Consider the following 26,480-nt stretch of genomic DNA (forward strand, 5'->3'; position numbering starts at 1 on the left):
AGCAAACAACCGAACTTGGTAAAGAACCTGATTTATCGAATTAGACTTCTTTTTAATCAAAATTAGTATCTATCGTTATGATTTCTTTGTTGATATCTTAGTAAATCACGGATTTGTTGTAAATATTCAGTTTGTGGATCGGGAATCTCTTCACCAGATTTATCAAACTTACTACGTGAACCATCACGGCGCATCCGGTTCATCATTCTAACAATCATGAAGATAACAAACATAATAATTAGGAAATTAATAATGGCGTTAACCATATCACCAATTAGGAAAGTAGCTCCTAAAACTTGAAACTTCATGTCTGATAGATCAATTTGTCCAATGATGAGTCCAATTAGCGGATTTAAAAGGTAAGTGGTTATCGCTGATACCAAATTATTAAATGCAGAACCAACGATAACACCGACAGCTAAGTCAACAACAGTACCACGGGAAATAAATTCTTGGAATTCCTTAAACATTCTCGCCAAATCTCCTTCATTGATATTACATTTTTCAAAGTACAAGACCAACTTTACTATATTTTAGAAAATTTTAAAGAGTAGTTGCTGATATTTATTTAATTTTTAATGGAAGTGAAATAAAAATGAGGAGGATATAACATTGTCAGCTCTTGAGCATTGGGGAAAATAGGCCGTAGTAATCGTCCATTGATTACTACGGCCTATTTATTTTAAGCAGAAATAGTTATGTCCCAAATTCTTTAAAATTGTTTTTTGGTGTACTGTGCGTATTGTTTTTTGATTGCACTCAAATCAGTTAGAGCTAATTTTTCATTAACTTCAGTGGTCATACTTTGTTTTGTATCATCATCCCAAGCGTAGAATTTAGCCAAGTAATCAATAACAGCTGATTTAACTGATTTCATATGATCAATGTCGAATAGCATCTGACTACTGCGACGTAGTAAATAATCAATGGGGTGTTCTACCATTTCAAACTTTAGACCGTAATTTAGCATGGCCCAATCAATTCGTGGTAAGCGTGCTTTGGTTTTAGTGTCAGGTAATAATTCGAAAACCAGCTTAACATTTGAACCATAACGTTGGACTAATTTTTCAGCAGCGTCACGTTCGAGATCATAGTTGATGATGCCCTCATGAACCATTTCGTCAAAATAAGTCAACCAACCATTATCGCCACCAACATCTCCACCAGAGAGGATTTGATTTTTCGTATTAGCAGGTTGGAACTCATAAGTAGTATCAACAGCTAACTGCTGGCCAACTCGGTCGACAATTTTTTCGGCCATTTTGCGGTAACCGGTTAATTTGCCACCTGCAATAGACAGCAGGTCAGAATCAGATTGGAAAATTTCATCCTTACGAGAGATTTCCGAAGGAGATTTACCTTCTTCCTGGATTAAGGGACGGACACCGGACCAGCCACTTTCAACGTCAGTAGGTGTTAGTAATTCAGGAAGATCAAACATTTGGTTAGCGGCTGCTAAAATATAAGTCACATCGGTGGCGGTGATGTTTGGTTCTTTAGGATCATCATTCCAAGTAGTATCGGTAGTCCCAATGTAAGTTTTACCCTCACGAGGAATTGCAAACATCATGCGACCATCGTGAAAAGGAGTATCGAAGAAAATTGAGTTGGAAATTGGGAATTTATCATGGTCAAGGACTAGATGGACACCCTTAGTTAAGTGTAGATGTTTACCCTTATTGGAATCATCCATTTTTCTAATATCATCGACCCAAGGTCCACAGGCGTTGACAACTTTCTTAGCATGAATTTCTCCAATATTTCCAGTAATGGTATCTAAGAAAGTCACGCCACAAATTTTGTTATCTGAATCGTATAATAAACCAGTGGCTTTAACATAATTGGCAATTAGCGCTCCCAATTCATTAGCTTTTTTAATAACCTCCAGAGTTAAACGGGCGTCATCAGTTCGATATTCAACGTAAACGCCAGCACCTTTGAGGTTTTCGCCTTTGAGGTAGGGTTCACGTTCAACGGCATCATGAGAATTTAACATATATTTGCGTTCGGAAGCTTTAACTCCAGCTAAACGATCATAGACATCTAATCCAATAGCAGTTGAAAGGGGACCAAAGGTACCATCATCATAAAATGGCAACATCATTTTTAAAGGAGTGGTCACTTGAGGAGCGTTGTTATAAACAATGGCCCGTTCGCTACCAACCTCGTGGACCTCCTTGATAGCGGCTTGTTTCAAATAGCGTAAACCGCCATGGACTAGTTTGGTCGAGCGGCTGGATGTTCCAGAAGCAAAGTCGCGCATTTCAATCAAACCAGTTTGAATATTTCTAGTTTGAGCATCAAGAGCGATTCCGCTACCAGTGATGCCACCACCAATAACTAAAAGATCAAGTTCTTGATCTTGTAAAGCCCGAATATTTTGTGATCTAGTTTTATCAGAAAATTCTGTCATGTTGTCCTCCTGTATGTAATACATTTTGGCAAAACAAGCATAATCTCATAGATTGAAAATTGCATCAATAATCTATCAAAATAACTTAGTCCTATTTTAATAAAATACTAGAGAAGTTGAAAGCGTTTTAACTAAACTATTTTATCATTATGAATATGTTCTTGAAATTCATCATATTCGTTACTGAAGATATCATCAGAATGTTGGATCAACATTGATTTAGGGAAGTAAAAACGTTCGTCACCTAAAATTTTTCCGGTTAAAGCATTGACTAAGCTGCTGACAGTAGATAGTTCTATTAATGAACCATCATCTTGCATGATCTCAATTTGGGTACGACTCTTGTTAGAATTAGGATTGTAAACATCATAAGGTAAGTCATAACTGGTATTAGTGGCTGTGTAATAATTTTTATCAAAGCCAACATTACCAACGATATCGGCCAAATCGGGTAAAAGTTTTTGAGTTCGATCATCGTATTCGGCAGATTTGAATGGCTTCCGTGACAAGAAGCGGTATGACAAGTCTTTGAGAATCTCATCAGGGTAGCTTTGCCAAAGGGTGAAGTAGGTATTTAGAATCCCGTCATCAAGTAGCAAGTAATCATTGATGGTTACGTTATTTTCGAAGAAGGGTACTAGTAAACTAGGCATTTCAAAATCATTCATGTGATTGTGTTCATATAAGTCTTTAGCTCGTTGCAATAGTTTTGTTAGAACAACTTCCATCCCTCGAGAAACGGGGTGAAAATAAACTTGTTGATACATTTGAAAACGTGAAAGAACGTAATCCTCAACTGCATGCATTCCATCGTTGTCAAAGGCAATTCCATTTTTATAGGGACGCATGACACGAAGGATTCTAGTTAGGTCAAACATTCCGTATTTAGTACCAGTAAAGTAGGCATCACGTAAAAGATAATCCATCCGATCAGCATCAATCTGACTAGAGATCATTTGTACTACTTGAGGATTAGGATAAGTATGGGCGATAACACCAGCTACTTTTTCAGGGAAATCAGCAGAAACTTGGCGCAAAACGTGGTTAATTTCAGTTTCAGGGGATGTAATGATTTTTTGAGTCCACATTTCATGGTCAGTGTTAAAGATGTGCTCAAAGGTATGCGAGTAAGCACCATGACCAACATCATGCAGTAAGGCTGCACAGAGAGCTACGATTCGTTCGTCATCATTCCAAAGTCCATCGCCAGGAGTTTTAGTGGGATAGTTTCTTTGAAAGTTGTCACATATTTGACGAGTTATCTCGTAGACACCCATACAGTGAGTGAAACGAGAATGTTCGGCTCCTTGAAAGGTAAATGATGAAGTACCAAGTTGTTTAACTCGACGAAGTCGTTGAAATTCCTTGGTGTTGATCAGATCCAAAATAACTTTATGTTGAATATGAATATAGTTATGGATCGGATCACGGAAAACTTTTTCTCTAGGTAACATTTCGATGTTAAATGACATTATTTTTCCTCCAATAGGGTTTTATTTCGTTTAATTAAATCGGTCAGAGTATGATTATAGGCTTCTCGATAGGGTAGTGAATTTTGTATAATAAAAAATTCTTCGCGATTTATTTCGTATTTATTATCAATTAAAACATTGATAATTTTTTGTTCAGCCTGGGCAGTTGATAGGGGCTTATTTAATAAACTGTCCAAATTTTCCATTGCTCCTAGATCAATATCGGGATAACTAATACGTTGATGTTTGGGGAAATTACTGATTTCATAAAAATCACGCATCAACTGACTACGTTTTTTTTGGTTGCCATTGATACTGATATAAGCCATGATAGCAACAGCGTTACCAGCTCTTCTTTGGGAAATTCCGGCAAACTTTTGACCATTAATACTTAAATCATAAGTTCCAGGACAGTATGAATTGATGATCTCACCGGTTGAAATTTTATCCGAAAAGGCTTGTTTTAATAAAGAATACATTTTTTCGTAGGCATCATCGATCTGGAGGTTGTCCTTATCAGGTAGAAACAGTGAGCAGTTGAGAATTCCCTCATCAGTCACAACTCCGAGACCACCAGAATTGCGAAGGTAGAAAAGGTAATCTTTTTCTGATAGCATATCTAAACCGGATTGAAGGTTATTTAGCCGCTTGTCTTGCATACCTAGAATAACCGTCGGCGGGGTAACCCAAAAATGGATCACTGGTTGATGATTTTCCGAAACAAATTTTAAAATGGCTCCAGTGTCCGAAAATGGGACAAGCATATCTTTGTTAGAGCTTATTTTTTGGTCGTATAATATAATAGTATTGTTCAATTGATCACTTCTTTTAATTAATTAATATAATTTTATCATGTAGAGGCAGTAGGTATTGAAAAATAATAGTTTTGATGTAAATGTAGAGTTAAATATTGAAACTCTTCAATCTGGAGAGTTAACCAGAACCAAAATTTCTGAATTGGGTAAGTATACTCAGATTGGAAAAGCCATTTATTTAAGATTCAATGAAAGTTTGGATAATAATGATTCAGCTTCGATCTTAGTTAAAATTACGGACGATGGTGAAATACACGTTAAACGTGTTGCTCAATCGACTAACCTAGCTTCATTATTATATTTTACCCATCATCAGCACAACAATGGGCACTTACAGACTGAATATGGTACTATGCCGTTAGATACGTTTACCAAAGATTCAAAGGTCGAAATTGTAAGTAATCCGCTTTCTGGAAAAATAAACATTGATTATGACTTGATTTACGACAATAATGTAATAGGTAATTATAAGTTTAGATTGATTTTTAGTGCTTAGCCCTATATCATTATAGGTAAGACGCTGTGAAAGGACGTGTACACGTTTGAAGTTTGACAAATTCAAGGATCAAAACAAAGACGAACTCTCATTGATTGAGGTTGCCTACGAGATTCTTAGCCACAATAAAAAAGAAGTAATGAATTTTTCTGACATCGTTAACGAAATTCAAGACTACTTGGGTAAATCTGATGATGATATTAAGAGAGCACTTCCTCAATTCTATACAGATTTGAACAACGATGGTAGTTTTCTTTCACTTGGTGAAAATGTTTGGGGACTACGTAAATGGTATCCATACGATTCAGTTGATGAAGAAGTAAATCACCCTGAGGATAACGGTACTGAAAATACTCATAAAGCAGCTCAAAAGGTTAATGCCTTCTTGAGTGACGATGATGAAGATGACGACGTTGTTGATTACGATGACGACAGTGATTTGAGTTCATCAGATATGGACGACGATGATGATGACAGTGATAGTTCATCAGACAATGGTCCTGACTTATCTAAGTTTACTAATTCTGATTTAACATCAGTCGATGATGATGACGACGATGATGAAAAGGATGATAGCCTAGAAGATGGTATCGAAGGTCAACTTTCAGAATTTGATGCTGACGATGATGATACTGACGACGAAGATATCGATCTTTCTGATGAAGATGCTGACGACGACGATGAAGATGACGACGAAGACGACAAAAAATAAAGTTGACTTTTTGAATTAAAAGTTTGACGACTCGAACATATCACGGTATTATATAGTTCGGGCTCTATTAGATAGACAACTTCAAGTTCCCTGTTCATGTTGAATAGGGGACTTTTTTATTTTTGCGAGTAAGAAATCCCTAGAATTAATATGTGGAGGAAAGCTATGACTAAGTACATTTTTATTACAGGTGGAGTCGTTTCATCATTAGGTAAGGGTATTGTTGCCGCATCCCTTGGTAGACTATTAAAAAATCGCGGCCTTAAGGTGACAATGCAAAAATTCGATCCTTATATTAATGTGGATCCAGGAACAATGAGTCCATATCAACACGGTGAAGTTTATGTAACTAACGATGGTACAGAAACTGATCTTGATTTAGGACACTACGAAAGATTTATCGATAACGATTTGAACAAATATTCAAACGTTACAACTGGTAAAATCTATTCCGAAGTAATTCGTCGTGAACGTCATGGTGATTACAACGGTGCAACTGTTCAAGTTATTCCACATATTACAGATATGATCAAACAAAAAATTATGCGTGCTGCTTCAACGACTGATTCAGATGTAATTATTACTGAAATTGGTGGTACTGTTGGTGATATTGAATCACAACCATACCTAGAAGCATTGCGTCAAATGAAGGCCGAAGTCGGCTCAGAAAATGTTGTATATATTCATACATCACTAGTACCTTACTTGAAGGCAGCTGGCGAAATGAAGACTAAACCAACACAACACAGTGTTAAGGAACTACGTGGAATTGGTATCCAACCTAACATTTTGGTTGTTCGTACAGAACTTCCAATGCCACAAAGTATGAAAGACAAGATTGCTTCATTCTGTGATGTTGATTCTGAGGCAGTTATCGAATCACGTGATGCTAGCTCATTGTATGATGTTCCATTGAACTTACAAGCTCAAAACTTCGATGATATTGTTTGTCATTATTTGCATTTAGATACCAAAGAAGCTGATATGGAAAAATGGAATAAGTTAGTAAACCGTGTTCACAACTTACAACATAAAACAAAGATTACCCTAGTTGGTAAGTATACAAAATTACAAGATGCTTACATTTCTGTAACAGAAGCCCTACGTGCTGCAGGTTACGCTTATAATACAGAGATAGAACTAGAAAAGATTTCAGCTGATCTTATTACAGAAGATAACGTTGCTGATTATCTTAAAGATTCAGATGGTATTCTAGTACCTGGTGGTTTTGGTGATCGTGGGCTTGAAGGTATGATCACAACTGTTAAGTATGCCCGTGAACATGATGTTCCATATCTTGGAATCTGTTTAGGTATGCAAATGGCAAGTATTGAATTTGCTAGAAACGTTGCTGGTATCAAAGATGCTACAACTGGTGAAGTTGATGAAAATGCTCCTCATAAGATCATTGATATCATGGCTGACAAAAAAGATATTGAAGACCTTGGCGGTACTTTACGTTTGGGTGCATATCCATGTAAGCTTAAAGAAGGTTCAGTTGCTGCTGCATCTTATGACAACCAATCAGTTATCCAAGAAAGACATCGTCACAGATTCGAATTCAACAATGAATATCGTAAACAATTTGAAGATCTTGGCCTAGTATTCTCAGGTGTTTCACCAGACAATCACTTGGTTGAAGTTATTGAACTTCCTAAGAACAAGTTCTTCGTTGCTGCGCAATATCATCCTGAATTCCTATCAAGGCCTACTAAACCAGAGGGCTTGTTCAAGGGATTCATCGGTGCAGCTTCAGGCCTTGAAGACGTTAGCCTATAATCGCCTTTTGAAGTAGTTAAATATAGTTAGGAAAAAGCTTATGCAAAAACTTGTAATCAACGGTGGAAAGAAATTATCAGGTGAAGTGACAATCGGTGGTGCTAAAAACAGTACCGTAGCTTTAATTCCTGCAGCCATTTTGTCTGATACACCTGTAGTGTTAGATTCTGTTCCCCAAATTAGAGATGTAAAAAATTTACGTTCTATTTTGAAAGATATGAACGTTACTTCAGAAATGAATAATGATGTATTACGCATTGATCCGACGCAAATCCATTTTGCTGAATTACCAAGTGGTAAGGTAAGCAGTTTACGAGCCTCATATTATTTTATGGGTGCTATGCTGGGACGATTCGGTAAGGCCGTAGTCGGTTTCCCCGGCGGTGATGATATTGGACCACGTCCGATTGATCAACATATCAAGGGCTTCGAAGCATTAGGTGCACACGTTGAGAACAAACACGGGCAAATCATTATTACAACTCCTGAAGAAGGCCTCAAGGGAGCTAAAATCTTTTTAGATATGGTTTCGGTTGGTGCAACAATCAACGTTATCTTGGCTGCTGTTAAAGCAAAAGGGACCACAGTGATTGAAAATGCTGCCAAAGAACCAGAAATTATTGATTTGGCAACATTCTTGAACAATATGGGTGCTGTCATCCGTGGAGTTGGGACTGAAACAATTCGTATTGAAGGTGTTGAGACCCTTCGCTCAAATAATGCTCATACAATTATTCCTGACCGAATTGAAGCTGGAACTTATTTAAGTTTGGCTGCAGCCAACGGTGGTGATATTTTGGTAAAAAATATTATCAGTGAACATTTGGATGCTTTCTTAGCTAAACTCGATGAGATGGGTGTTAATTTGGAAGTTGGTGAAGACAGTATTTATGTTAAACCATCACCTAAGTTAAAAGCTGTTAATATTAAAACCATGCCTTATCCAGGTTTTGCAACTGATCTGCAACAGCCGATCACACCGTTATTAATGATGGCAAGTGGTGAGGCGATGGTTGTTGATACCATTTATCCCAAGCGTGTGAAGCATATTTCACAATTGAATAAAATGGGTGCCGATATCACTAGTGAAAATGATTTGATCTTCGTTCACGGAGGAGCCCAGTTGAAGGGTGCTGATGTTTCGGCAGATGAAATTAGAGCTGGTGCATGTTTGATGATTGCGGGACTTTTAGCCGATGGACAAACAGTGATTGATCATGCAGAAAATATTCTCCGGGGCTATGATCAAGTTGTTTGGAAGTTACATTGTTTGAATGCTGACGTTAAATTGATTGGTGAAGATGACTTAGTGGAGTCTTGACAGAAATGATTTAACCTGATAAATTAATTTATAGATTAATACAAGAGAGGAAGTGCGCCGTTGAGAAATTAAGTTCAAATTATAAATTATGCAAATATATTAAATATTGTGTGTAGTTTGATTTGGCTTATTTTCCCAACAGTGTCTCCTTAAAAATAATTAAGGACGCTGTTTAGCGTTCTTTTTTTGTGTAAAATTTATTAGCCAATCAACCTGCACCTGAATGAGGGTGTTTTTAAATGGGAACAATACAAATAGAAAATGTTAGTTTTAGATATGATCAGATGGTGGATAACTTATTTGATTCTTTGAATTTAAAGATCGACGAATCATGGAAATTAGGTTTGATTGGTCGTAATGGCCGTGGTAAAACTACTTTGATGAAATTATTGCTAGGACAATTAGATTATCAAGGCCAGGTAGTGTCAAATTTGAATTTTTATTATTATCCACAGGCGGTTGTTGATAAAAATGTACCAACAATTGAGGTAGTCAAAAATTTAACACATTTGGAAGAGTATGATCTGTGGAAGATTGAAATTGAATTGGACAAATTAAAAGTTGATTCAGGAGTTTTACAACAAGAATTTTCGACGTTGAGTCCTGGCGAACGGACCAAAGTGTTATTAGCAATATTGTTTATTGATGAGTCAGGTTTTCAATTGATTGATGAACCAACCAATCATTTGGATATTGAGGGACGAAAAATCGTTTCAGATTATTTGAAAAGTAAAAAAGGTTTTATCGTCATTAGTCATGATAAAAATTTCTTGAATCCAGTGATCGATCATGTTATTTCAATTAATCGGGCTGATGTGGATGTGTACAAAGGGAACTTTGATACTTGGCAAGATAATAAAAATCGGCAAGATAACTCAGAACAAAATGAAAAGGAACAATTAAAAAAAGACATTCATCGGTTGCATGAAACCGCCGTTAAGCGAGAGAACTGGTCCAATTCGGCTGAAGCTCAAAAGAATAAAAATCGCTATGGTGAAAGTGTCAATTTGGATAAAGGATTCATCAGCCATAAGTCGGCTAAAATGATGAAAAAGGCTAAAACAGCTGAAAAAAGGGTCGATTCAGCCATCAACGAAAAACAAAGCTTATTAAAGAATATTGAAATTGAAGAGCCAATTACTTTAAATTACGAAGAGTTATCACATCCAGATATTTTTGTACAAGTAGATAATTTATCTCTCAGACATGAAACAATTACGACACCAGTGGTCAATTTTAAAGTAAAAAAGAATCAAGTTTTAGCGGTAATTGGTCAAAATGGAATTGGTAAAACAACGATTTTTAAACAAATTTTAGGAGTACCACAACCATTTGAACAGATTGGTGATATCAAAGTCGCCAATAATTTAAAGATATCTTATTTACGTCAGGATAATGAATTGACTGGTGAGATCAAGGCTTTGGCTGTGGACAAAAAAATTGAACCAGAAATGGTTTATTCAAATTTACGTAAATTAGGCTTTGAACGTTATCTTTTTAACCAACCAGTCGAAAATATGAGTCAAGGACAACGTCGAAAAGTAGCGTTAGCTCTGAGTTTGTCAGAAAAAGCCAATCTTTATTTTTGGGATGAACCGCTAAACTACTTGGATGTTATTACTAGACAACAAATAATTTCAGCTATTAAAAAACAGCATCCAACGATGCTGTTGATCGATCATGATCAAGATTTAATTGATGAAGTTTCAACTCAAAAAGTCAAACTACATTATTAGAAGGTATTGAAAATTTGCCTTTATAATGATAGTATTAAATACTGTTAATAATATAATCTATATTTCCGGTAAGGATTTATGGCAAAAGGAGCACATTTAATATGAAACAAGGAATTCACCCAGATTATCACCAAGTTGTATTTATGGATTCATCAACAGGTAAGAAATTCTTAGCCGGTTCAACAATCGAATCAAAAGAAACAGTTGATTTTGAAGGTAAAGATTACCCATTGATCCGTGTTGAAATTACATCAGATTCACACCCATTCTACACTGGTAAACAAAAGTTTGCTCAAGCAGATGGTCGTATCGATCGTTTCAACAAGAAATACGGTATGTCAAACAAGTAACAAAAAAAGTCATCCTTACGGATGGCTTATTTTTTTGCTTTTTTTGATTTTAAATGTGATGATACCCAAATGAAATTGATCAGGGCCAAACCACTAGTACTCAAGAAAACGGCAGAGTAGCTGAGGACACCAGAAATTGATGAACCTAACAATGGACCACAGACATTACCGACTGACTGGAAGGACTGGTTGTATCCGAAGATCCGACCAGTATATTTAGGGTCAGTATATTTAGCCAGAATCGTCTGAACTTGTGGTACTAGACAAGCATCAGAGATTCCAACGAGAAATCTTAAAGCAGCTAATTGCCAGACGTTAGTCACGAAAGCTTGGGGAATATAGACCAACACGGCGAAAATCAAACCACCAATCAAAATTTTGCCGGTACCAATTTTATCACCTAAGGCCCCAAATCTTGGAGCGGCAATAATATTGGCAATCCCAGGCATCGCCGCGACAACCCCAGCAATCAAAGTTACTTGACCAGAACCATGCATTAATTGTTTAACGTACAAACTAATAATGGGATTGATCGAGTTGTTGGAAGCTTGGATAATCATTGTGGTTACAAACATCGCTAAAATCAAATTTGGGTTTTTAAGTTTATGAAAGATTTCTTTGGTTGATTCCTCTTCACCCTTAGGAATTGGTTTAAAATCTTCCTTAATAAAAATCGTTACGAGAATAAAGGCTGTAAATAGTAATGAACCGGTTATCATAAAAGGAATTCGATAACCAAAATACTGTGCAATAACACCACCAACCAGTGGTCCTAGTAAAGTACCGGAGATAACACCGGTATTTAAAGTACCCAAAGCTTTTCCACTTTCAGATCTAGGCGCTGTGGAGGCAATTAAAGTGTTAGAATTACTAACGAATCCCGAGAAGACACCTTGAAGGAGTCTCAACACGACTAATTGCCAAGGGGCAGTTACGAAGGCCTGAAGAAAAATAACTATCGCCATACCGAGTGATGCCCGAATCAGCATTAATTTACGGCCGCGACGGTCAGCTATCTTGCCCCAAATGGGGGAGATGATCGCCATGACAAGAAATGTTGATGAAAAGGCGAGACCATTCCAAATGACTAACTGACTTTTTGTGAAATTACCTAACTGGTTAATGTATAATGGCATAAAGGGTGTTATCATACTAAAGCCTATACCTGATACAAAGGTACTGAACCAAAGAACAACTAGATTTCGTTTCCAGTAATTATTCGGCTCAGAACTATCATCTGTACTAGATGTCATATACATCAAATCCTTTCTAAGTATCATAGTATACTCTTTTTTTATTTATATCTTATAAAATTAATTTTTTAAAATTGAGGAAGTTTATTCATGAAAATGAAGTTAAGGGAAGTTTACTCTGCACTGAAAATCCAAAGTGATGAAATTGCGGATGTTGAAATAACAGGAGTTTGCTTCGATAGTCGCAAGGCTAAAAAGGGTGATTTATTTTTTCCATTACAAGGGGATCGTGATGGACATGAATTTATCAACAGTGCCATTGATAATGGAGTGAGCGCGACAATTTGGCAAAGTGATCATGATATTCCTAATGACAAGATCTCGTATGTTGTCGTTAAGAATGTTTCGAACGCGTTTGAAACATTAGCCAAGTATTATTTGAATAAAGTTAATCCTAAAGTTGTAGCCGTAACTGGCAGCAACGGAAAAACTACTACCAAAGATATGATTGCTAAGGTTCTCAGTGTAAGCAATAATGTTGCTAAAACACCACAGAATTTTAATAATGAAATTGGTGTGCCTTTTACAATTTTGAATATGCCAACTAATACAGAAGTGTTGGTTGTGGAAATGGGGATGGATCGACCCGGTCAGATCGATCATTTGAGTACTATAGCTAATCCCGATATTTCTGTTATTACAATGATTGGTGAAGCCCACATTGAATTCTTTGGTACCAGAGACAAAATTGCCGATGCCAAAATGGAAATCACGAATCATCTTCAAGAAGATGGTTCATTTATCTACAATGGCGACGAACCATTACTATTGGAACGTGCTAAAAAAGTTGAACAGAATCAAAAAACTTTTGGCAACCAGGACAGTAATGATTTATATGCAACTAGTATCGAAGCGGGAAAGACAACTACCAGTTTTACCACTAACCTATGGCCAGATCTCAAATTTGAGATTCCAATGATGGGTGAGTATAACGTTAATAATGCTCTGGCAGCCATATTAGTTGGTCAAATTTCTCATATTAAACCAGAAGCTATGCAAAAAGCTTTGGGTGAATTATTTGTAACGGAAAACAGAACAGAATGGATCAAGGCAAAAAATGGTGCCGATATTTTGAGTGATGTCTATAACTCTAATCCGACTGCAGCCATTGAAGTTTTGCATAGTTTAAAAGCCATCAAAACTGATGGTCGAAAAATAATTGTGTTAGGGGACATGTTAGAACTTGGTGATGCTTCCGAGAAATTACATGAATCTTTAGCAACACATATTAATGCAGAAAATTTTGCAAAGGTCTATCTTGTTGGCGATTATATGAAATATTTGCGTGACAAACTTAGCGATAAGTATAATTCAGCTGACCTACTTTGGTATGGAAAAGATCAACTAACTGATTTGACCAAAGATTTAGAAACAGAATTAAAACCAAATGACACCATCTTGTTAAAGGCAAGTCATGGAATACACTTAGAAAACGTTTTACATGAGTTAATTTAGAAGTTGTCATTTGAGTTTGTGCATAAAACGTGGTAAAGTAGTCAAATTGTTATTTTATCGTGTTTAAAAATGGAGGACATTTGTGAAATTTAAAGAATTAGATTTAGATCCCAGATTATTGAGTGCCGTAGACGAAGCCGGTTTTGAAGAAACTACACCTATTCAAGCTCAAACTATTCCACTAGTTTTGAATGGTGATGACGTCATCGGACAAGCTCAAACTGGTACAGGTAAGACGGCAGCCTTTGGCTTACCATTGCTAAATGCCGTTGATACTCAATCAAGCGAGATCCAAGCATTGATTATCTCACCAACTAGAGAACTAGCTATCCAAACACAGGAAGAATTATTCCGTTTAGGTAGTAAGAAGAAGGTTAAAGTTCAAAGTGTTTATGGTGGATCAGATATTAGAAGACAGATCCGTGCTTTGAAGAGTCACCCACAAGTTATTGTTGGTACTCCAGGTAGAATGCTTGACCATATCAACCGTCACACCTTGAAGTTGCACAACGTTAAAACCGTTGTACTTGATGAAGCTGACGAAATGTTGGATATGGGATTTGTTGAGGACATTGAAAGTATTCTTTCAAATGTTCCTAACCAACACCAAACATTGTTGTTCTCTGCAACAATGCCTAAACCAATCATGAAGATTGCTGATAAATTCATGACGGATCCTAAGGTTGTGCAAATTAAGTCAAAAGAATTAACTGCTGACAATATTACACAATATTATGTAAAGGCTAGAGAATTTGAAAAGTTTGATTTGATGACACGTCTCTTCGATGTTCAATCACCAGATCTTGCTTTGATCTTTGGTCGTACAAAGCGTCGTGTTGATGAATTAACACGTGGTTTACAAGCCCGTGGTTACAATGCCGAAGGTATTCATGGTGATTTATCACAAGACAAACGTACTAGTGTTTTACGTAAGTTTAAAGCTGGTAAGTTAGAGTTCCTTGTGGCAACTGATGTTGCTGCCCGTGGTTTGGATATTTCTGGTGTATCACATGTTTATAACTATGATATTCCTCAAGATCCTGACAGTTATGTTCACCGTATTGGCCGTACCGGTCGTGCCGGACATTCTGGTACATCAGTAACTTTCGTTACACCAAACGAAATGGGTTACTTACGTACAATTGAAAACCTAACTAAAAAGCGTATGGATCCATTGGCTCCACCAACTGACAATGATGTTCTTAAAGGTCAACTTGAATCTGTTAAACAAGATATCAAGGATACTTTGGAACATGACAAGCACCTGGATCGTTTTGATTCAGCTGTTCAAGAATTACTTTCAGAGTACTCAGCTGAAGACATCGCTCGTATTTTCTTAAGCGATGCCATCAAGGATGCTCAAAGTGTTCCTGTTAAAATTGCTCCTGAAAGACCACTTCCTTCAAGAAAAGTTAGTCAAAGTCGTTCAGGTCACGGTCGTCGTGGTAAGTTTAATGGCGGCGGACATCGTGGTGGTGGAGATCACCGTGGCGGTGGTAATAGACATAGTGATGGTGGTCATGGTCGTGATGGCGGACATAGCCGTAACCATGATGAAAAAGGTGGCAAACGCCGCGAACATGACAACAAACGTAATGGTCGTAGCAAGAAGTCATTCAAGATCAGAACAAATCTAGAAAAATAATCGTTTAAAAAATAATGATTTTAATTAAGACAAGGTAAATAATTTTACTTTGTCTTTTTTTATACAGTAAAATAAGGTTGTATAAATGATTTTGGTTATTTTAAGGATGCCATTCTTCACAAGAGATAAAAAATTAGCTGGAATATAGTTTGGTCTTTAACTAATCCGGTAAGATACGCCGAATAAGTAAAATTTCGCTATTGGCTTTAATTTATAGAATGTTAAATCTATTAAAGTCTTTGTTTTTGAACTAGAATCTTTTGAATTTTTACGGAAGACGGCAGTGAACCTTGTCTTAAGAATTAAACATAATAAAAAACAGTTGGCGTTTTGGAAAGTTGCTTTAGGAAAATGAAATGGACTTGTAAAGTATAATCAAAATGCTATTATTTAGGCTTGGACTATACAGATAGACAGTTTGTTTTGTTTTTAGTTTTTCTAAAAAAATAGATTGTGAGAAGGAATATATGATCAAAGGATTGGGTATAGATATTGCGGAGATTGACCGAGTTCGGGCAATTTATGGTCGTCATCCTCGTTTCTTAGAAAAAATTTTGAATGCTGATGAGATTGAAGTTTTTAACTCTCTGAATACCGAAAAGGCCAAGATGACATACTTAACTGGTCGTTTTTCAGTCAAAGAGGCTTTCACAAAAGCTATGGGAACTGGTTTAGTTGGAATTGGTTTTCATGATTTAAGTGTGTTAAACCATAAATCAGGACAGCCTTATATTAAAACTGAAATATTTGAAGGCAATATTCACGTATCAATTTCGGATACAGATGAACTAGTAATAACTGAGGTTATTCTAGAGGAGGTAGATTAAAATGTTACCATCAATTCATCGCCCAGCCTATGTTGAAGTGGACTTGACGAAATTAAAGAAAAATCTCCAAAACGAATTAAATGCTGTACCAGAGGGGACTAAGGTTTTTGCGGTAGTTAAAGCTAATGCCTATGGTCACGGTCTGGTTAAGGTTGCTAAATCTGAAATCGAATTTGGAGCAGCTGGTCTTTGTGTTGCTACTTTGGATGAAGGCCTTGAGATTCGTAATAGCGGCGTACAAGCTCCCATTTTAGTTTTGGGTATAGTTCCTGTAGAATACGCTAAAGTGGCTGCACGTGCTAATATTTCGCTAACTGTGGGTAGTTTAGATTGGTTGAAGCTTGCTGTACAACTTCGAACGACTAATTTGAAAGTACATTTGGGAATTGATAGTGGCATGGGTCGCATCGGTTTTCAAAAGAAAGCTGATTTAATTGAAGCTTGCAACTTTTTAAATGAGCACAAAGATGCCTTTATTCCTGAAGGATTGTTTACGCACTTCGCTACCGCCGATAATCCCGATGAAAATTATTTTGAAAAACAGGTTCAACGTTTCAAAGAAATGAAGAGTGATCTACCAACTAAATTTACCTATGTTCACTGCGCTAACTCAGCCACAGCACTTTGGCATCAAGATTTGGCTATCAATATGGTTAGATATGGTATCGCCTTGTATGGTTTGAATCCATCACAGACTGATATTACTAACTTACCTTATAAGTTGGAACCAGCTTTGAGCCTTTATTCAGAACTTGTTTTTGTTAAACAAGTAAAGGCTGGAGAAAGTATCGGTTATGGTGCTACTTATACCAGTGAGAAGGATGAATGGATTGGAACTGTGCCCATTGGTTATGCTGATGGCTGGTTAAGAAGAATGCAAGGCTGCGATGTTTTGGTTAATGGTCAACGTTGTCAAAGTGTTGGACGTGTCTGCATGGATCAATTCATGATTCGTTTGCCGGAAGAATTGCCAGTTGGGACTAAAGTTACTTTGATTGGTAAAGATGGTGCTGATGAAATTACAGCAACTGATGCTGCTAAGTATGCGGGAACAATTAATTATGAAATTTTATGTTGTTTGAATGAAAGATTGCCTCGAGTTTACAAAGATTAAATGAAAAAATAGCAAAAGAGGATCACCTTGAAAATTTAGGGTGATCCTCTTTTCGTTTGAACTGCCTATAAAGTCCTATAATCTATTTAATACAGCGTTTAAACGTGATTTATGTTCTAAATGGGAAGTTACTGGACAAATATTTTAAAAGGGTTAGAACGACAATTTTTACTCCAGGACTAAAGAGGATTTTAATTGTTTTGTTGCTTAAAAATAATTTCTCGTTGATTGATTTTACATAAAAGTTTCAATTCTTTTTAATTGCCTATGCCTTGATGATGGTAGTATTCTCAGGGTGGATTAAAGGTTAATTAATTCAATAGAAAAGAAGTGTTTGTCATGTTAATGGAACAGTGGCAAAGATTTATGAGGGATAGCGATTATAAGAAGTATCAAATGAATTTGGACCGTAATAAACCATATTTGAATACTTTCCAACGTAATTTAATGGAGAAATACCAATTACATTACTTTAGGGAACATCCGATTGAGGATGAGATCAATCGCCAACCAGTAAAATTGATTTTTAAAATAACAAAATAAAAAATCCCCATCAGCGATCAACTGATAGGGATTTTTGGTTTTGTTTTAGAAACGGTTTTGCTTTAGAAACTTATGTATCTGAATCTAGGTTCGGTTTTGTTTTTAGAAACGTGTAGTTCTTTGAACTCATGTGACAAAAAACTTTTCCGGTTAAGACAATTTCCCAAATTACCTGCTGCGTAGATAGTTCAAGAAATTATCTTGATCCTCGAAATTTAAATGTCTTACAATGTGTTCTTATCTAGAATTTTACCAGACTTTAAGTCATCTATCTCAGAAACAATGAAACTCTTCTTTTCCAAACGTTTGATAATTTCTTTCAAAGTATCGATATCTGTTCCAGAAGGTAGGGTGAATAGCGTTCTACGAACGACTTCGTTAGATTTTGCATCCAAAGTCATACAAGCGGCAACGGAAACATATTTAGCGAAAATTTTTGACATTTTTTCTAAATCACCACGATCACCAGAAGAACTAACGGTTAATACGTAACTACTAATATCCAAATTCCAAGCATCTGACAACATGCTCAATAGTCTAGCATGAGTCAAAATACCATAAAAGAGGTTATTTTCATCAAGTACGGCGATGTAAGGTAAATCTTTGATATTGAAGAAAACTTTGAAGAAAGGTGAATCAACACTAATTGTCTTAGTGGCATTTTTCATCAAAGTTGTGACAGGAAGAGACATGTCGCCACCACGTGACTTGTGACGGTAGATATGCATCTTATAGATGTTACCCCTAAATATCTGTCCGCTTTCGTCCAAAATTGGTACACAACGATAGCCTGAATCTTCAAGGACTTTCAAAGCTTCTTCGAGCGTAACAGTTTCTTTAACTGTTGTGAGCTTTTCCTTTTTTAGTACAAGTGATTTAACTAACATATATATTCACATCCAATCAACTAGAATTGAACTAATAATACAGTAATTCCGAGCAAAAAAAAAGCTGAAACAAATTATTCATTTGTTTCAGTCTTTTTTAAGCATGATATTTCGGATTATTGACGACCCTTGATACCTGTTGCTTCGAAACCATCTTTAAGAATTTTTTCAAGTTCTGCAGCTGACTTCTTCATTTGTGCTGATTCTTCATCATTCAATGGAACTTCGATGATTTGTTTTAGACCTTTACGGTTAACGATAGCAGGTGAACCGATATAAATGTCTGAAACGCCATATTGGCCAGTCATCATGTTTGATAATGGAAGAACAGTGTTTTCATCGTTTAACAATGCCTTAGAAATTCTTGCAAGAGCAGTACCGATACCGTAGAATGTAGCACCCTTAGTATTGATAATGTCGTAAGCTGCGTTAACAACCTTCTTGTAAATCTTGTCAAGAGTATCTTTAGTGATTTCTGGATGTGATTCCATCCATTCGGCCATTGTAACGCCACCGATTGTTAGATGTGACCATGCAGCGAATTCTGAATCACCGTGTTCACCCATGATGTAACCATGAACTGAACGAGGGTCAAGATCTAATTCTTCACCAACGAATTTTTGTAATCTAGCAGTATCTAGTGAAGTACCTGAACCAATGACACGTTCCTTAGGGAAGCCTGAAAGTTTCCAAGTAGCGTATGTCAAGATATCAACTGGGTTAGCAGCGATTAAGAAGATACCATTGAATCCTGATTCAACGATTGGGTCAACGATTGTCTTCAAGATGTTCAAGTTCTTGTTAACAAGGTCAAGTCTAGTTTCACCTGGTTTTTGTGGAGCACCAGCAGTGATAACTACAAGATCAGCATCTTTAGCATCTGAATATTCACCAGCGTGAATGTTCTTTGGGAATGAGAATGGAATTGCATCTGCAAGATCCATTGCGTCACCCTTAATCTTGTCTTTAGCGATATCGCAGATAACTAGTTCTTGAGCAATACCTTGAAGTGTCATTGCGTAGGCAAAAGTTGAACCTACAGCGCCGTCACCAACTAGAAGTACTTTTTGGTGGTTCTTTTCATTTGTTGGAGTTGTCATTATAAAATATCATCCCTTCGAAAATAATATGTTCCGTGGTTCATTATACAAATAATTAAGGTAAATAAACAAGTTGATTGTGAAAAAAGTGAAAATTTAGTGTTTTCAAAATGATATAATGTAAATTCGAAATGAGGTATTGATATGAAACTAATTGTTGGCTTAGGAAATCCAGGTAAAAAATACGATCGAACAAAGCATAATATGGGCTTTATGACCATCGATAAATTGATGGATGAATATGGTCAAACACAAATGAAAAAGGACTTTGAGGCCGAATACTGTAAGTTTATGGTTGATGGCGAAACAGTCTTCTTAGTTAAACCTTTAACATTCATGAATGAGTCAGGTCGGGCTGTTAATTTTTTGATGGGTTATTTCCAAATTCAACCGGATGAATTGTTAGTCGTTCAGGATGATTTAGACATGGCTATCGGTAAAGTTAGATTGCGAACAAAGGGTTCTGCTGGTGGTCATAATGGGATAAAGAGTATAATTTCATGTATAGGTACAAAAGATTTTAGTCGTATTAAAATAGGGATTCAACATCCTGCTAAACAATCAGTTGTAAACTGGGTTTTGACCCCATTTACCAAAGATCAAGAACCAGTCGCTTTGTCAGGAATTGATCAAGCAGTTGAGATGGTCAAAGATTGGGTCAGCGGCACGTCAGCTGATCAACTAATGAATAAATATAATTAACAAGTCCAGAGGGGGCAGAAAGTGAACTTAATAAATTTCATTACGAATAAGCTCGACCTTGGGGAATTTATTAATCAAGTTAAGCCAGCTACAAAGAATGTACTAACTGGTTTAACGGGATCGACTATTTCCCTTTTTGCATTGGAAACTTTAAGAAAAACAGATAAGAAAATTTTGATCGTGGAAAATACCAATTTCCACGCTAACAAGTTGTATGATGATTTGAATTTATTAGATAGTGATGCGGTGCATATTTTTCCAGTTGAAGAATCCATTTCAACAGAGCTTGCTACTAGTTCACCAGATGAATTGAGTCAACGCTTAGATTCTTTAAGCTTTTTAGCCAGTGATAAGCCAGGAATTGTAGTTACGTCAGTTTCGGGATTGGAATATGAATTATCGGCGAAGGCATTATTTAAGGAAGCTCAATTACAGATTAAGACAAATGAAGAATACGATTTAGAAATTCTCAATCAAGAATTTGTACAAATGGGTTATGTCAAAGATAAATTAGTTGCTAAACCAGGAGATTTTGCAATTCGTGGGGATATTGTCGATATTTATCCACTCAATGTGGATAACCCAGTTCGAATTGATTTTTTTGGTAATCAAGTTGAAAAAATTAAATTTTTTGATACTGAAACACAACGTAGTATGGAGCAACTAAAAGCCATCGATATTTTACCGGCTAAGGATCGAGTGATAACTGATGCGCAAGTAGCTTCGGGATTAAAGAAGTTACAAAAGAGTTATCAACGTCAACTAGAAGCTGCCGATAAAGATACCAAAGAAAATTTGGAAGTGGCTTTTGGTCAAACCATTGAGGAATTATCAGAAGGAATGCGTCCTGAAAATATCGGTCGGATTGCGGATTATATTTTTGAACAACCAAGTAGCTTGTTAGATTATCTGGCTACTGATGATGTAGTTATTTTTAATGAATATAATCGTTTGATTGAACAGTCTAATGACGGTCAAGCTGAAAACCAATCATGGTTAGCTAGCCAATTGGAATTTGGTAAGGCATTGCCAGAACAAAAGATTAGACAAAATTTTGTAGAAATTGTAAAAACTGATACTCATGCGCAGGTTTATCTCTCAGCATTCCAACAAAGTATGGGCCATATGCGTTTGGACCAGTTACAAAATGTTTCAGTCAGATCAATGCAACAGTTCTTCAGTCAAATGCCACTTTTGAAATCAGAAGTAGAACGTTGGCAAAAGCAAGAATATACTGTGATTTTAGCAGTCAATAATGATAAACGAATTAATGCAATCAATAACACTTTGATCGATTTTGGGATCAAGGCGACTTTAACCACCAGTGATAAAGTAATTGCTGATCAAACGCAATTGATGAACGCTAGTTTGAGTTCTGGTTTTGAAATGCCAGAGGAAAAGTTGGCTGTAATTACAGAAAAAGAACTTTTTAATCGTCAACTTAAGAAACGCCGACACCAAACTTTAGCAAATGCAGAACGATTGAAGAGTTATAACGAATTAAAACCCGGTGATTATGTGGTCCATGTCAATCATGGTATCGGTAAATTTATCGGGATGCAGACCATGGAAGTTGATGGTAAGCATCAAGATTATATAACAATCGAATATCGTGACGATGGGCGATTGTTTATTCCCGTTACACAGTTGGACATGGTACAAAAGTATGTTTCAGCTGAGGGTAAATCACCTAGGACTAATAAACTTGGTGGTAATGAATGGCAAAAAACGAAACGTAAAGTTCAATCAAATATTGAGGATATTGCTGATGATTTGATTGATCTCTATGCTAAACGTGAAGCTGAAAAGGGTTATCCATTCCCTAAAGATGACTCTATGCAAACAGATTTTGACAATGCTTTCCCTTATCCAGAAACGCCAGATCAATTGCGTTCTGTTGATGAAATTAAACGCGATATGGAAAAACCTCACCCAATGGATCGTTTGTTGGTTGGGGATGTTGGTTTTGGTAAGACTGAAGTGGCTTTAAGAGCAGCCTTTAAGGCCGTTGAAGCTGGTAAGCAAGTAGTCTTTTTAGCACCAACGACCTTATTAGTTCAACAACATTACGAAACAATGAAAGATCGATTTGATGGTTTCCCAGTAAATATTGGGGTATTATCACGATTCCAAACTAGAAAACATAGTAAAGAAACAATTGAACAGTTGGAAGACGGATCAATTGATATTGTTGTGGGAACACATCGCTTGTTATCAAAGGACGTGAAATTTAACGATATCGGTTTATTGATCATCGATGAGGAACAACGTTTTGGTGTTAAACATAAGGAAAAAATTAAGCAATTGAAAGCCAATGTGGATGTTTTAACTTTGACAGCAACACCAATTCCCAGAACTTTGAATATGTCGATGTTAGGAGTCCGTGATCTATCATTGATTGAAACGGCGCCAAGTAATCGTTATCCGGTTCAGACTTATGTTATGGAACAAAATTATGAGGTTATTGCTGGTGCCATTAAACGAGAAATGGCTCGTGGTGGCCAAGTCTTTTATCTTCACAATCGTGTGGAAGATATGGATCAGGTGGCAGATCAATTACAAGCTTTGGTTCCAAATGCACGAATTGCCACAGCTCACGGACGAATGAATGAAACCCAAATGGAAGGAGTTATTTCCGACTATTTGGCAGGTGAGTATGATGTTTTAGTCACTACGACAATCATTGAAACTGGGGTTGATATGCCTAATACCAATACCCTGATCGTAGAAAATGCTGATCGTTATGGTTTGTCACAGCTCTATCAAATTAGAGGTCGAGTTGGTCGTTCCAATCGAGTGGCCTATGCTTATCTAATGTATCGGCCCAACAAGGTTTTGACTGAAGTCGGCGAGCAACGTCTGGAAGCCATTAAGAACTTTACTGAATTAGGTTCTGGTTTCAAAATTGCTATGCGTGACTTGTCAATTCGAGGCGCCGGAAATCTTTTAGGGAAGCAACAACATGGTTTCATTGATTCAGTTGGTTTTGATCTCTATACCCAAATGCTAAATGATGCCGTTGCTAAAAAACGTGGTCATACTAAGGCTGAAAAGACTAATGCGGAAGTTAATTTGGCTTTGGAAGCATATTTACCAGCAGATTATATTACCGATCAACGTCAAAAGGTTGAATTATATAAACGGATCAGACAGATCGATTCGTTAGAAAATTATCAAGAAGTTCGGTCAGAATTACTAGATCGTTTCGGTGATTATCCACAAGAAGTAGCCAACTTATTAGATATTAGTTTGTTGAAAAACTCGTTTGATGAATCATTAGTCAAGAGTGTCGTGATGCGAAATGGTATGATAAATATCAAGTTTTCGAAGAAGGCCAGTGATTATCTAACTGGGGATCTAGTCTTTAAATTTTTGGGCAATACTATTATGAAGGCCAAGGTTCATGATAAGAACGGTGAATTTACGATTACCTTAGATTCAGGTAGTGTTAAAAAAGATGAATGGTTTGATCAACTCAAGACCTTTGCTGAAAAGATGGCGGTTGGATTTGATAATTTGAAGAAAGAAAAAATTAAAAACTAATATGCAAAAAGAAGTGTCACGGGCTATTAAGGGGACTTGGATTCTGACGATTGCCTCATTGTTCTCGGAACTTTTGAGCGCTATTTATCGGATTCCACTGCAAAATATTGTTGGGGATAGGGGCTATTTTATTTATCAACAGGTTTATCCTATATATGGTATTTTTTCCGTTTTAGCTTTGTCGGGTTTACCGGTGGTGATATCAAAAACTTTTGCACAGCAAGAAACAATGGCTGCCAAGCATAATTTATTGAAAAAGACTTTCATAATTTTAATGTTGGGTTGTGTCGTTATTACAGGATTGTTGTGGATGTCATCTAGGTATTTGGCATTTCTAATGGGAGATCCTAATCTATATCCAGAAGTTCGTGTTGTTGCCTTGACATTTTTATTGGTTCCATTTGAAGCAACTTTGCGTGGCTATTTTCAAAGTGATCTGATCATGGAACCAAGTGCAATTTCACAAGTTTCGGAGCAGTTTTTCCGAATTGTCATCATTATTGCGAGTGCGATGATGTTTGGACATGGGTTACTAAATGTTTATCAGATGGGAACTCTAGCTAATTCAGGGGCTTTCATTGGTGGGATTTTGGCGGTTGCCATCTTGGTCGTCAGGTTCCTGAAAACTAAACAGGTGGATAGTATGCCTCAAGCCGATAAAACGATTAACTTGGAACATGGTTTAGCTTTGGAAGTGGTTTTGATCGTGGTTTTCACAGGGATAACGATTTTTTATCAATTTATTGATTCATTCTCGACCTTGCGGCTATTAATGCATGCTGGAATGGCTTTGGATCAGGCAGAGATTCAAAAAGGTATCTTTGATCGTGGACAACCACTTTTACAGTTAGGGATTGTCTTGTCGTTGTCTTTTGTTTCAACTATCATGCCCCAATTAAAAGAAACTAATCGTTTAAAGCAAAATAAAAACACCATCCAAAAAATGGTGCGGGTTTGTTTATGGCTGTCGGTTGCAGAAACAGCCGGTTTGATCGCATTGATGCCCCAGATCAATACAATGTTGTTCACGGACCCTAGTGGATCAAAAACGTTGAGTATCTATATGCTGTCGATTTTGATCGTATCATTTATTAACTTATTAGTAGCTGTGACTAGTGGAGATGATGAAAAGAATCTTCATAAGTTGATCTTATTCGGAATGTCGTTGGTTACTAAGATCGCCTTGAACGTTATTTTGGTTCCGAAATTTGGAATCGCAGGTTCGGCAATTGCCACAGTGTTGAGTGAATGTGTCATCTTGTTCGGTATCTTAACGATTTATAATTTCAACCGGGAGTTTTTATCCTTGGATAAGAAATTTATGAAAAACTTGATCAAAACAGGTTTGATCATGGCAGTAGTCGTCAAAATTGTCGTGAAACTGTTGTCGACTTACCTTTCGATGACTAGAGCTAACAGTGTTTTAATAAATATTATAGCCATTCCAATTGGTGCGTATATTTATTTAAAACTATCTAAACGTTGGCATATGCTAACCAAAGCAGAGTGGGAAATTTTACCAATGGGGAAATATCTCACTAAATTTATGAAAATTGAGGACTAATTATGAGATTAGATAAATTTTTAAAAGTAAGTAGAATTATTAAAAGAAGAACTGTCGCTAAGGAATTTACTGACAACGGTCGTGCCTTAGTTAATGACCGTGTTGCCAAATCGTCTAGTGAAGTTACCATAGGCGATGTATTAGAATTACACTTTGGTGAGAAGACCATGAAAGTTAAAGTTCTTAACATTAAGGAAACAACTAAAAAAACTGATTCAGAAGATATGTACGAAGAAGTCTAAATTAAAAATTAGAAATAGATTAAAATTAACAATTTTATTATTCAAATAATAGCTTAAACTTGTTATACTCAAGATAATCATTTCTAGGGGAGTAGTGGTATGGAAGTACATAAACTAAATTCTAACGTCTCCGTATTACAGCCAAAGAAACCTCAATCTAAAAAGCCAGACCCTAATCGCCATATTAAGGTGGTTCATCGGCGTCGTATTTTGATGATTGGAATTATTTTTGTGATTATTTTGGTTGTTTTTGGTGTTCAAATATTTAATTCACATAGAACGTATACCAATACAATGGAACAGATAGAAATTAGCAATCGGAAGTTGGACAAGCAAAAATCAACGCAAAAAGATTTAAAACTTGAAGTTAACCAGCTTCATGACACGAATTATTTGGAAAAATATATCCGTGAAAAATATATGTATAGCAAACCAGGCGAACAAATTTATAATTTGCCTGATGACGTTAAGACCACTACGATTCAAAAATAGGGAAAGGAATTATTTTTAA

At 36.4% G+C, this 26,480-nt stretch carries 23 protein-coding genes; 16 read left to right on the plus strand and 7 right to left on the minus strand.

From position 1 onward, the window contains the following. Positions 1–62 precede the first annotated feature (62 nt). From mscL to IV57_RS10910, 4 genes are all read right to left on the minus strand, one after another. Positions 63–470 (minus strand): large conductance mechanosensitive channel protein MscL, encoded by a 408-nt coding sequence (mscL, locus tag IV57_RS10895; protein ID WP_057881553.1) that lies wholly within the window; start codon positions 468–470, stop codon positions 63–65. 242 nt (positions 471–712) lie between these two features. After that, the gene (locus tag IV57_RS10900; RefSeq protein ID WP_057881554.1) at positions 713–2,413 is read right to left on the minus strand and encodes a glycerol-3-phosphate dehydrogenase/oxidase; all 1,701 of its coding nucleotides are present in this window, start codon (positions 2,411–2,413) and stop codon (positions 713–715) included. Between the two features lie 131 nt (positions 2,414–2,544). Then, complete coding sequence (locus tag IV57_RS10905) at positions 2,545–3,885, minus strand: HD domain-containing protein (RefSeq protein ID WP_057881555.1); 1,341 nt, start codon at positions 3,883–3,885, stop codon at positions 2,545–2,547. After that, on the minus strand, positions 3,885–4,700 hold the full coding sequence (locus tag IV57_RS10910) for a lipoate--protein ligase family protein (RefSeq protein WP_057881556.1): 816 nt from the start codon (positions 4,698–4,700) through the stop codon (positions 3,885–3,887). The genes IV57_RS10905 and IV57_RS10910 overlap by 1 nt, the downstream gene beginning before the upstream one ends. Positions 4,701–4,755: 55 nt before the next feature. Between IV57_RS10910 and IV57_RS10915 the strand changes: the two genes are divergently transcribed. From IV57_RS10915 to IV57_RS10940, 6 genes are all read left to right on the plus strand, one after another. Next, entirely contained in the window at positions 4,756–5,196 is a 441-nt protein-coding gene (locus tag IV57_RS10915) for a YwiB family protein (RefSeq protein ID WP_057881557.1), read from the plus strand. Positions 5,197–5,242: 46 nt separating this feature from the next. Beyond that, positions 5,243–5,908, plus strand: a complete 666-nt coding sequence (gene rpoE, locus IV57_RS10920) for a DNA-directed RNA polymerase subunit delta (protein WP_057881558.1) — start codon at positions 5,243–5,245, stop codon at positions 5,906–5,908. A gap of 165 nt (positions 5,909–6,073) precedes the next feature. After that, positions 6,074–7,687 (plus strand): CTP synthase, encoded by a 1,614-nt coding sequence (locus IV57_RS10925; protein WP_057881559.1) that lies wholly within the window; start codon positions 6,074–6,076, stop codon positions 7,685–7,687. A 40-nt stretch (positions 7,688–7,727) separates the two neighbouring features. After that, a complete protein-coding gene (locus IV57_RS10930) occupies positions 7,728–9,008 on the plus strand; it encodes a UDP-N-acetylglucosamine 1-carboxyvinyltransferase (RefSeq protein WP_057881560.1) in 1,281 nt (426 codons plus the stop codon). A gap of 239 nt (positions 9,009–9,247) precedes the next feature. Further along, a complete protein-coding gene (gene abc-f, locus IV57_RS10935; protein ID WP_057881561.1) occupies positions 9,248–10,744 on the plus strand; it encodes a ribosomal protection-like ABC-F family protein in 1,497 nt (498 codons plus the stop codon). A 101-nt stretch (positions 10,745–10,845) separates the two neighbouring features. Continuing rightward, a complete protein-coding gene (locus IV57_RS10940; protein ID WP_057881562.1) occupies positions 10,846–11,094 on the plus strand; it encodes a type B 50S ribosomal protein L31 in 249 nt (82 codons plus the stop codon). Between the two features lie 26 nt (positions 11,095–11,120). On the opposite strand, the gene IV57_RS10945 is transcribed toward IV57_RS10940, so the two are convergent. Further along, complete coding sequence (locus tag IV57_RS10945) at positions 11,121–12,347, minus strand: multidrug efflux MFS transporter (RefSeq protein WP_057881581.1); 1,227 nt, start codon at positions 12,345–12,347, stop codon at positions 11,121–11,123. Between the two features lie 90 nt (positions 12,348–12,437). Here IV57_RS10945 and IV57_RS10950 point away from each other — a divergent pair, with 90 nt between their 5' ends. The 5 genes from IV57_RS10950 (at position 12,438) to IV57_RS10970 (ending at position 17,931) form a co-directional block, all read left to right on the plus strand. Further along, complete coding sequence (locus tag IV57_RS10950) at positions 12,438–13,802, plus strand: UDP-N-acetylmuramoyl-tripeptide--D-alanyl-D-alanine ligase (protein ID WP_057881563.1); 1,365 nt, start codon at positions 12,438–12,440, stop codon at positions 13,800–13,802. Positions 13,803–13,884: 82 nt separating this feature from the next. Then, entirely contained in the window at positions 13,885–15,447 is a 1,563-nt protein-coding gene (gene cshA / locus IV57_RS10955) for a degradosome RNA helicase CshA (RefSeq protein ID WP_057881564.1), read from the plus strand. 467 nt (positions 15,448–15,914) lie between these two features. Further along, positions 15,915–16,274: a holo-ACP synthase gene (acpS, locus tag IV57_RS10960; protein WP_057881565.1), complete on the plus strand. Its 360-nt coding sequence runs from the start codon at positions 15,915–15,917 to the stop codon at positions 16,272–16,274. Between the two features lies 1 nt (position 16,275). Continuing rightward, a complete protein-coding gene (gene alr / locus IV57_RS10965; protein ID WP_057881566.1) occupies positions 16,276–17,388 on the plus strand; it encodes an alanine racemase in 1,113 nt (370 codons plus the stop codon). Positions 17,389–17,727: 339 nt separating this feature from the next. Beyond that, the gene (locus tag IV57_RS10970) at positions 17,728–17,931 is read left to right on the plus strand and encodes a hypothetical protein (protein WP_057881567.1); all 204 of its coding nucleotides are present in this window, start codon (positions 17,728–17,730) and stop codon (positions 17,929–17,931) included. Positions 17,932–18,155: 224 nt separating this feature from the next. Here IV57_RS10970 and cbpA read toward each other — a convergent pair whose 3' ends face one another. Then, entirely contained in the window at positions 18,156–18,818 is a 663-nt protein-coding gene (cbpA, locus tag IV57_RS10975; RefSeq protein WP_057881568.1) for a cyclic di-AMP binding protein CbpA, read from the minus strand. Positions 18,819–18,934: 116 nt separating this feature from the next. After that, positions 18,935–19,918 (minus strand): L-lactate dehydrogenase, encoded by a 984-nt coding sequence (locus IV57_RS10980; RefSeq protein WP_057881569.1) that lies wholly within the window; start codon positions 19,916–19,918, stop codon positions 18,935–18,937. 144 nt (positions 19,919–20,062) lie between these two features. On the opposite strand from IV57_RS10980, the gene pth reads away from it, so the two are divergent. The 5 genes from pth to IV57_RS11005 all read left to right on the plus strand — a co-directional run bounded on the left by pth (position 20,063) and on the right by IV57_RS11005 (position 26,461). Next, complete coding sequence (gene pth, locus IV57_RS10985; protein ID WP_057881570.1) at positions 20,063–20,620, plus strand: aminoacyl-tRNA hydrolase; 558 nt, start codon at positions 20,063–20,065, stop codon at positions 20,618–20,620. A gap of 21 nt (positions 20,621–20,641) precedes the next feature. After that, a complete protein-coding gene (gene mfd, locus IV57_RS10990) occupies positions 20,642–24,163 on the plus strand; it encodes a transcription-repair coupling factor (protein ID WP_057881571.1) in 3,522 nt (1,173 codons plus the stop codon). A 1-nt stretch (position 24,164) separates the two neighbouring features. After that, positions 24,165–25,727, plus strand: a complete 1,563-nt coding sequence (locus IV57_RS10995) for a putative polysaccharide biosynthesis protein (protein WP_057881572.1) — start codon at positions 24,165–24,167, stop codon at positions 25,725–25,727. A 2-nt stretch (positions 25,728–25,729) separates the two neighbouring features. Then, positions 25,730–25,969 carry an RNA-binding S4 domain-containing protein gene (locus IV57_RS11000; protein WP_057881573.1) on the plus strand — a complete coding sequence of 80 codons (240 nt, stop codon included), beginning with the start codon at positions 25,730–25,732 and terminating at the stop codon, positions 25,967–25,969. Between the two features lie 99 nt (positions 25,970–26,068). Continuing rightward, positions 26,069–26,461: an FtsB family cell division protein gene (locus IV57_RS11005; protein WP_057881574.1), complete on the plus strand. Its 393-nt coding sequence runs from the start codon at positions 26,069–26,071 to the stop codon at positions 26,459–26,461. Positions 26,462–26,480: the final 19 nt, after the last annotated feature.

Source organism: Companilactobacillus kimchiensis (assembly GCF_001438805.1).
Lineage (GTDB): Bacteria > Bacillota > Bacilli > Lactobacillales > Lactobacillaceae > Companilactobacillus > Companilactobacillus kimchiensis.

Excerpts from the sequence above, each read along its gene's own strand:
- mscL (WP_057881553.1), bottom strand. The coding sequence starts at position 470 with ATGTTTAAGGAATTCCAAGAATTTATTTCCCGTGGTACTGTTGTTGAC.
- IV57_RS10900 (WP_057881554.1), bottom strand. The coding sequence starts at position 2,413 with ATGACAGAATTTTCTGATAAAACTAGATCACAAAATATTCGGGCTTTA.
- IV57_RS10905 (WP_057881555.1), bottom strand. The coding sequence starts at position 3,885 with ATGTCATTTAACATCGAAATGTTACCTAGAGAAAAAGTTTTCCGTGAT.
- IV57_RS10925 (WP_057881559.1), top strand. The coding sequence starts at position 6,074 with ATGACTAAGTACATTTTTATTACAGGTGGAGTCGTTTCATCATTAGGT.
- IV57_RS10930 (WP_057881560.1), top strand. The coding sequence starts at position 7,728 with ATGCAAAAACTTGTAATCAACGGTGGAAAGAAATTATCAGGTGAAGTG.
- abc-f (WP_057881561.1), top strand. The coding sequence starts at position 9,248 with ATGGGAACAATACAAATAGAAAATGTTAGTTTTAGATATGATCAGATG.
- IV57_RS10940 (WP_057881562.1), top strand. The coding sequence starts at position 10,846 with ATGAAACAAGGAATTCACCCAGATTATCACCAAGTTGTATTTATGGAT.
- IV57_RS10945 (WP_057881581.1), bottom strand. The coding sequence starts at position 12,347 with ATGACATCTAGTACAGATGATAGTTCTGAGCCGAATAATTACTGGAAA.
- IV57_RS10950 (WP_057881563.1), top strand. The coding sequence starts at position 12,438 with ATGAAAATGAAGTTAAGGGAAGTTTACTCTGCACTGAAAATCCAAAGT.
- acpS (WP_057881565.1), top strand. The coding sequence starts at position 15,915 with ATGATCAAAGGATTGGGTATAGATATTGCGGAGATTGACCGAGTTCGG.
- alr (WP_057881566.1), top strand. The coding sequence starts at position 16,276 with ATGTTACCATCAATTCATCGCCCAGCCTATGTTGAAGTGGACTTGACG.
- IV57_RS10970 (WP_057881567.1), top strand. The coding sequence starts at position 17,728 with ATGTTAATGGAACAGTGGCAAAGATTTATGAGGGATAGCGATTATAAG.
- cbpA (WP_057881568.1), bottom strand. The coding sequence starts at position 18,818 with ATGTTAGTTAAATCACTTGTACTAAAAAAGGAAAAGCTCACAACAGTT.
- IV57_RS10980 (WP_057881569.1), bottom strand. The coding sequence starts at position 19,918 with ATGACAACTCCAACAAATGAAAAGAACCACCAAAAAGTACTTCTAGTT.
- pth (WP_057881570.1), top strand. The coding sequence starts at position 20,063 with ATGAAACTAATTGTTGGCTTAGGAAATCCAGGTAAAAAATACGATCGA.
- IV57_RS10995 (WP_057881572.1), top strand. The coding sequence starts at position 24,165 with ATGCAAAAAGAAGTGTCACGGGCTATTAAGGGGACTTGGATTCTGACG.
- IV57_RS11000 (WP_057881573.1), top strand. The coding sequence starts at position 25,730 with ATGAGATTAGATAAATTTTTAAAAGTAAGTAGAATTATTAAAAGAAGA.
- IV57_RS11005 (WP_057881574.1), top strand. The coding sequence starts at position 26,069 with ATGGAAGTACATAAACTAAATTCTAACGTCTCCGTATTACAGCCAAAG.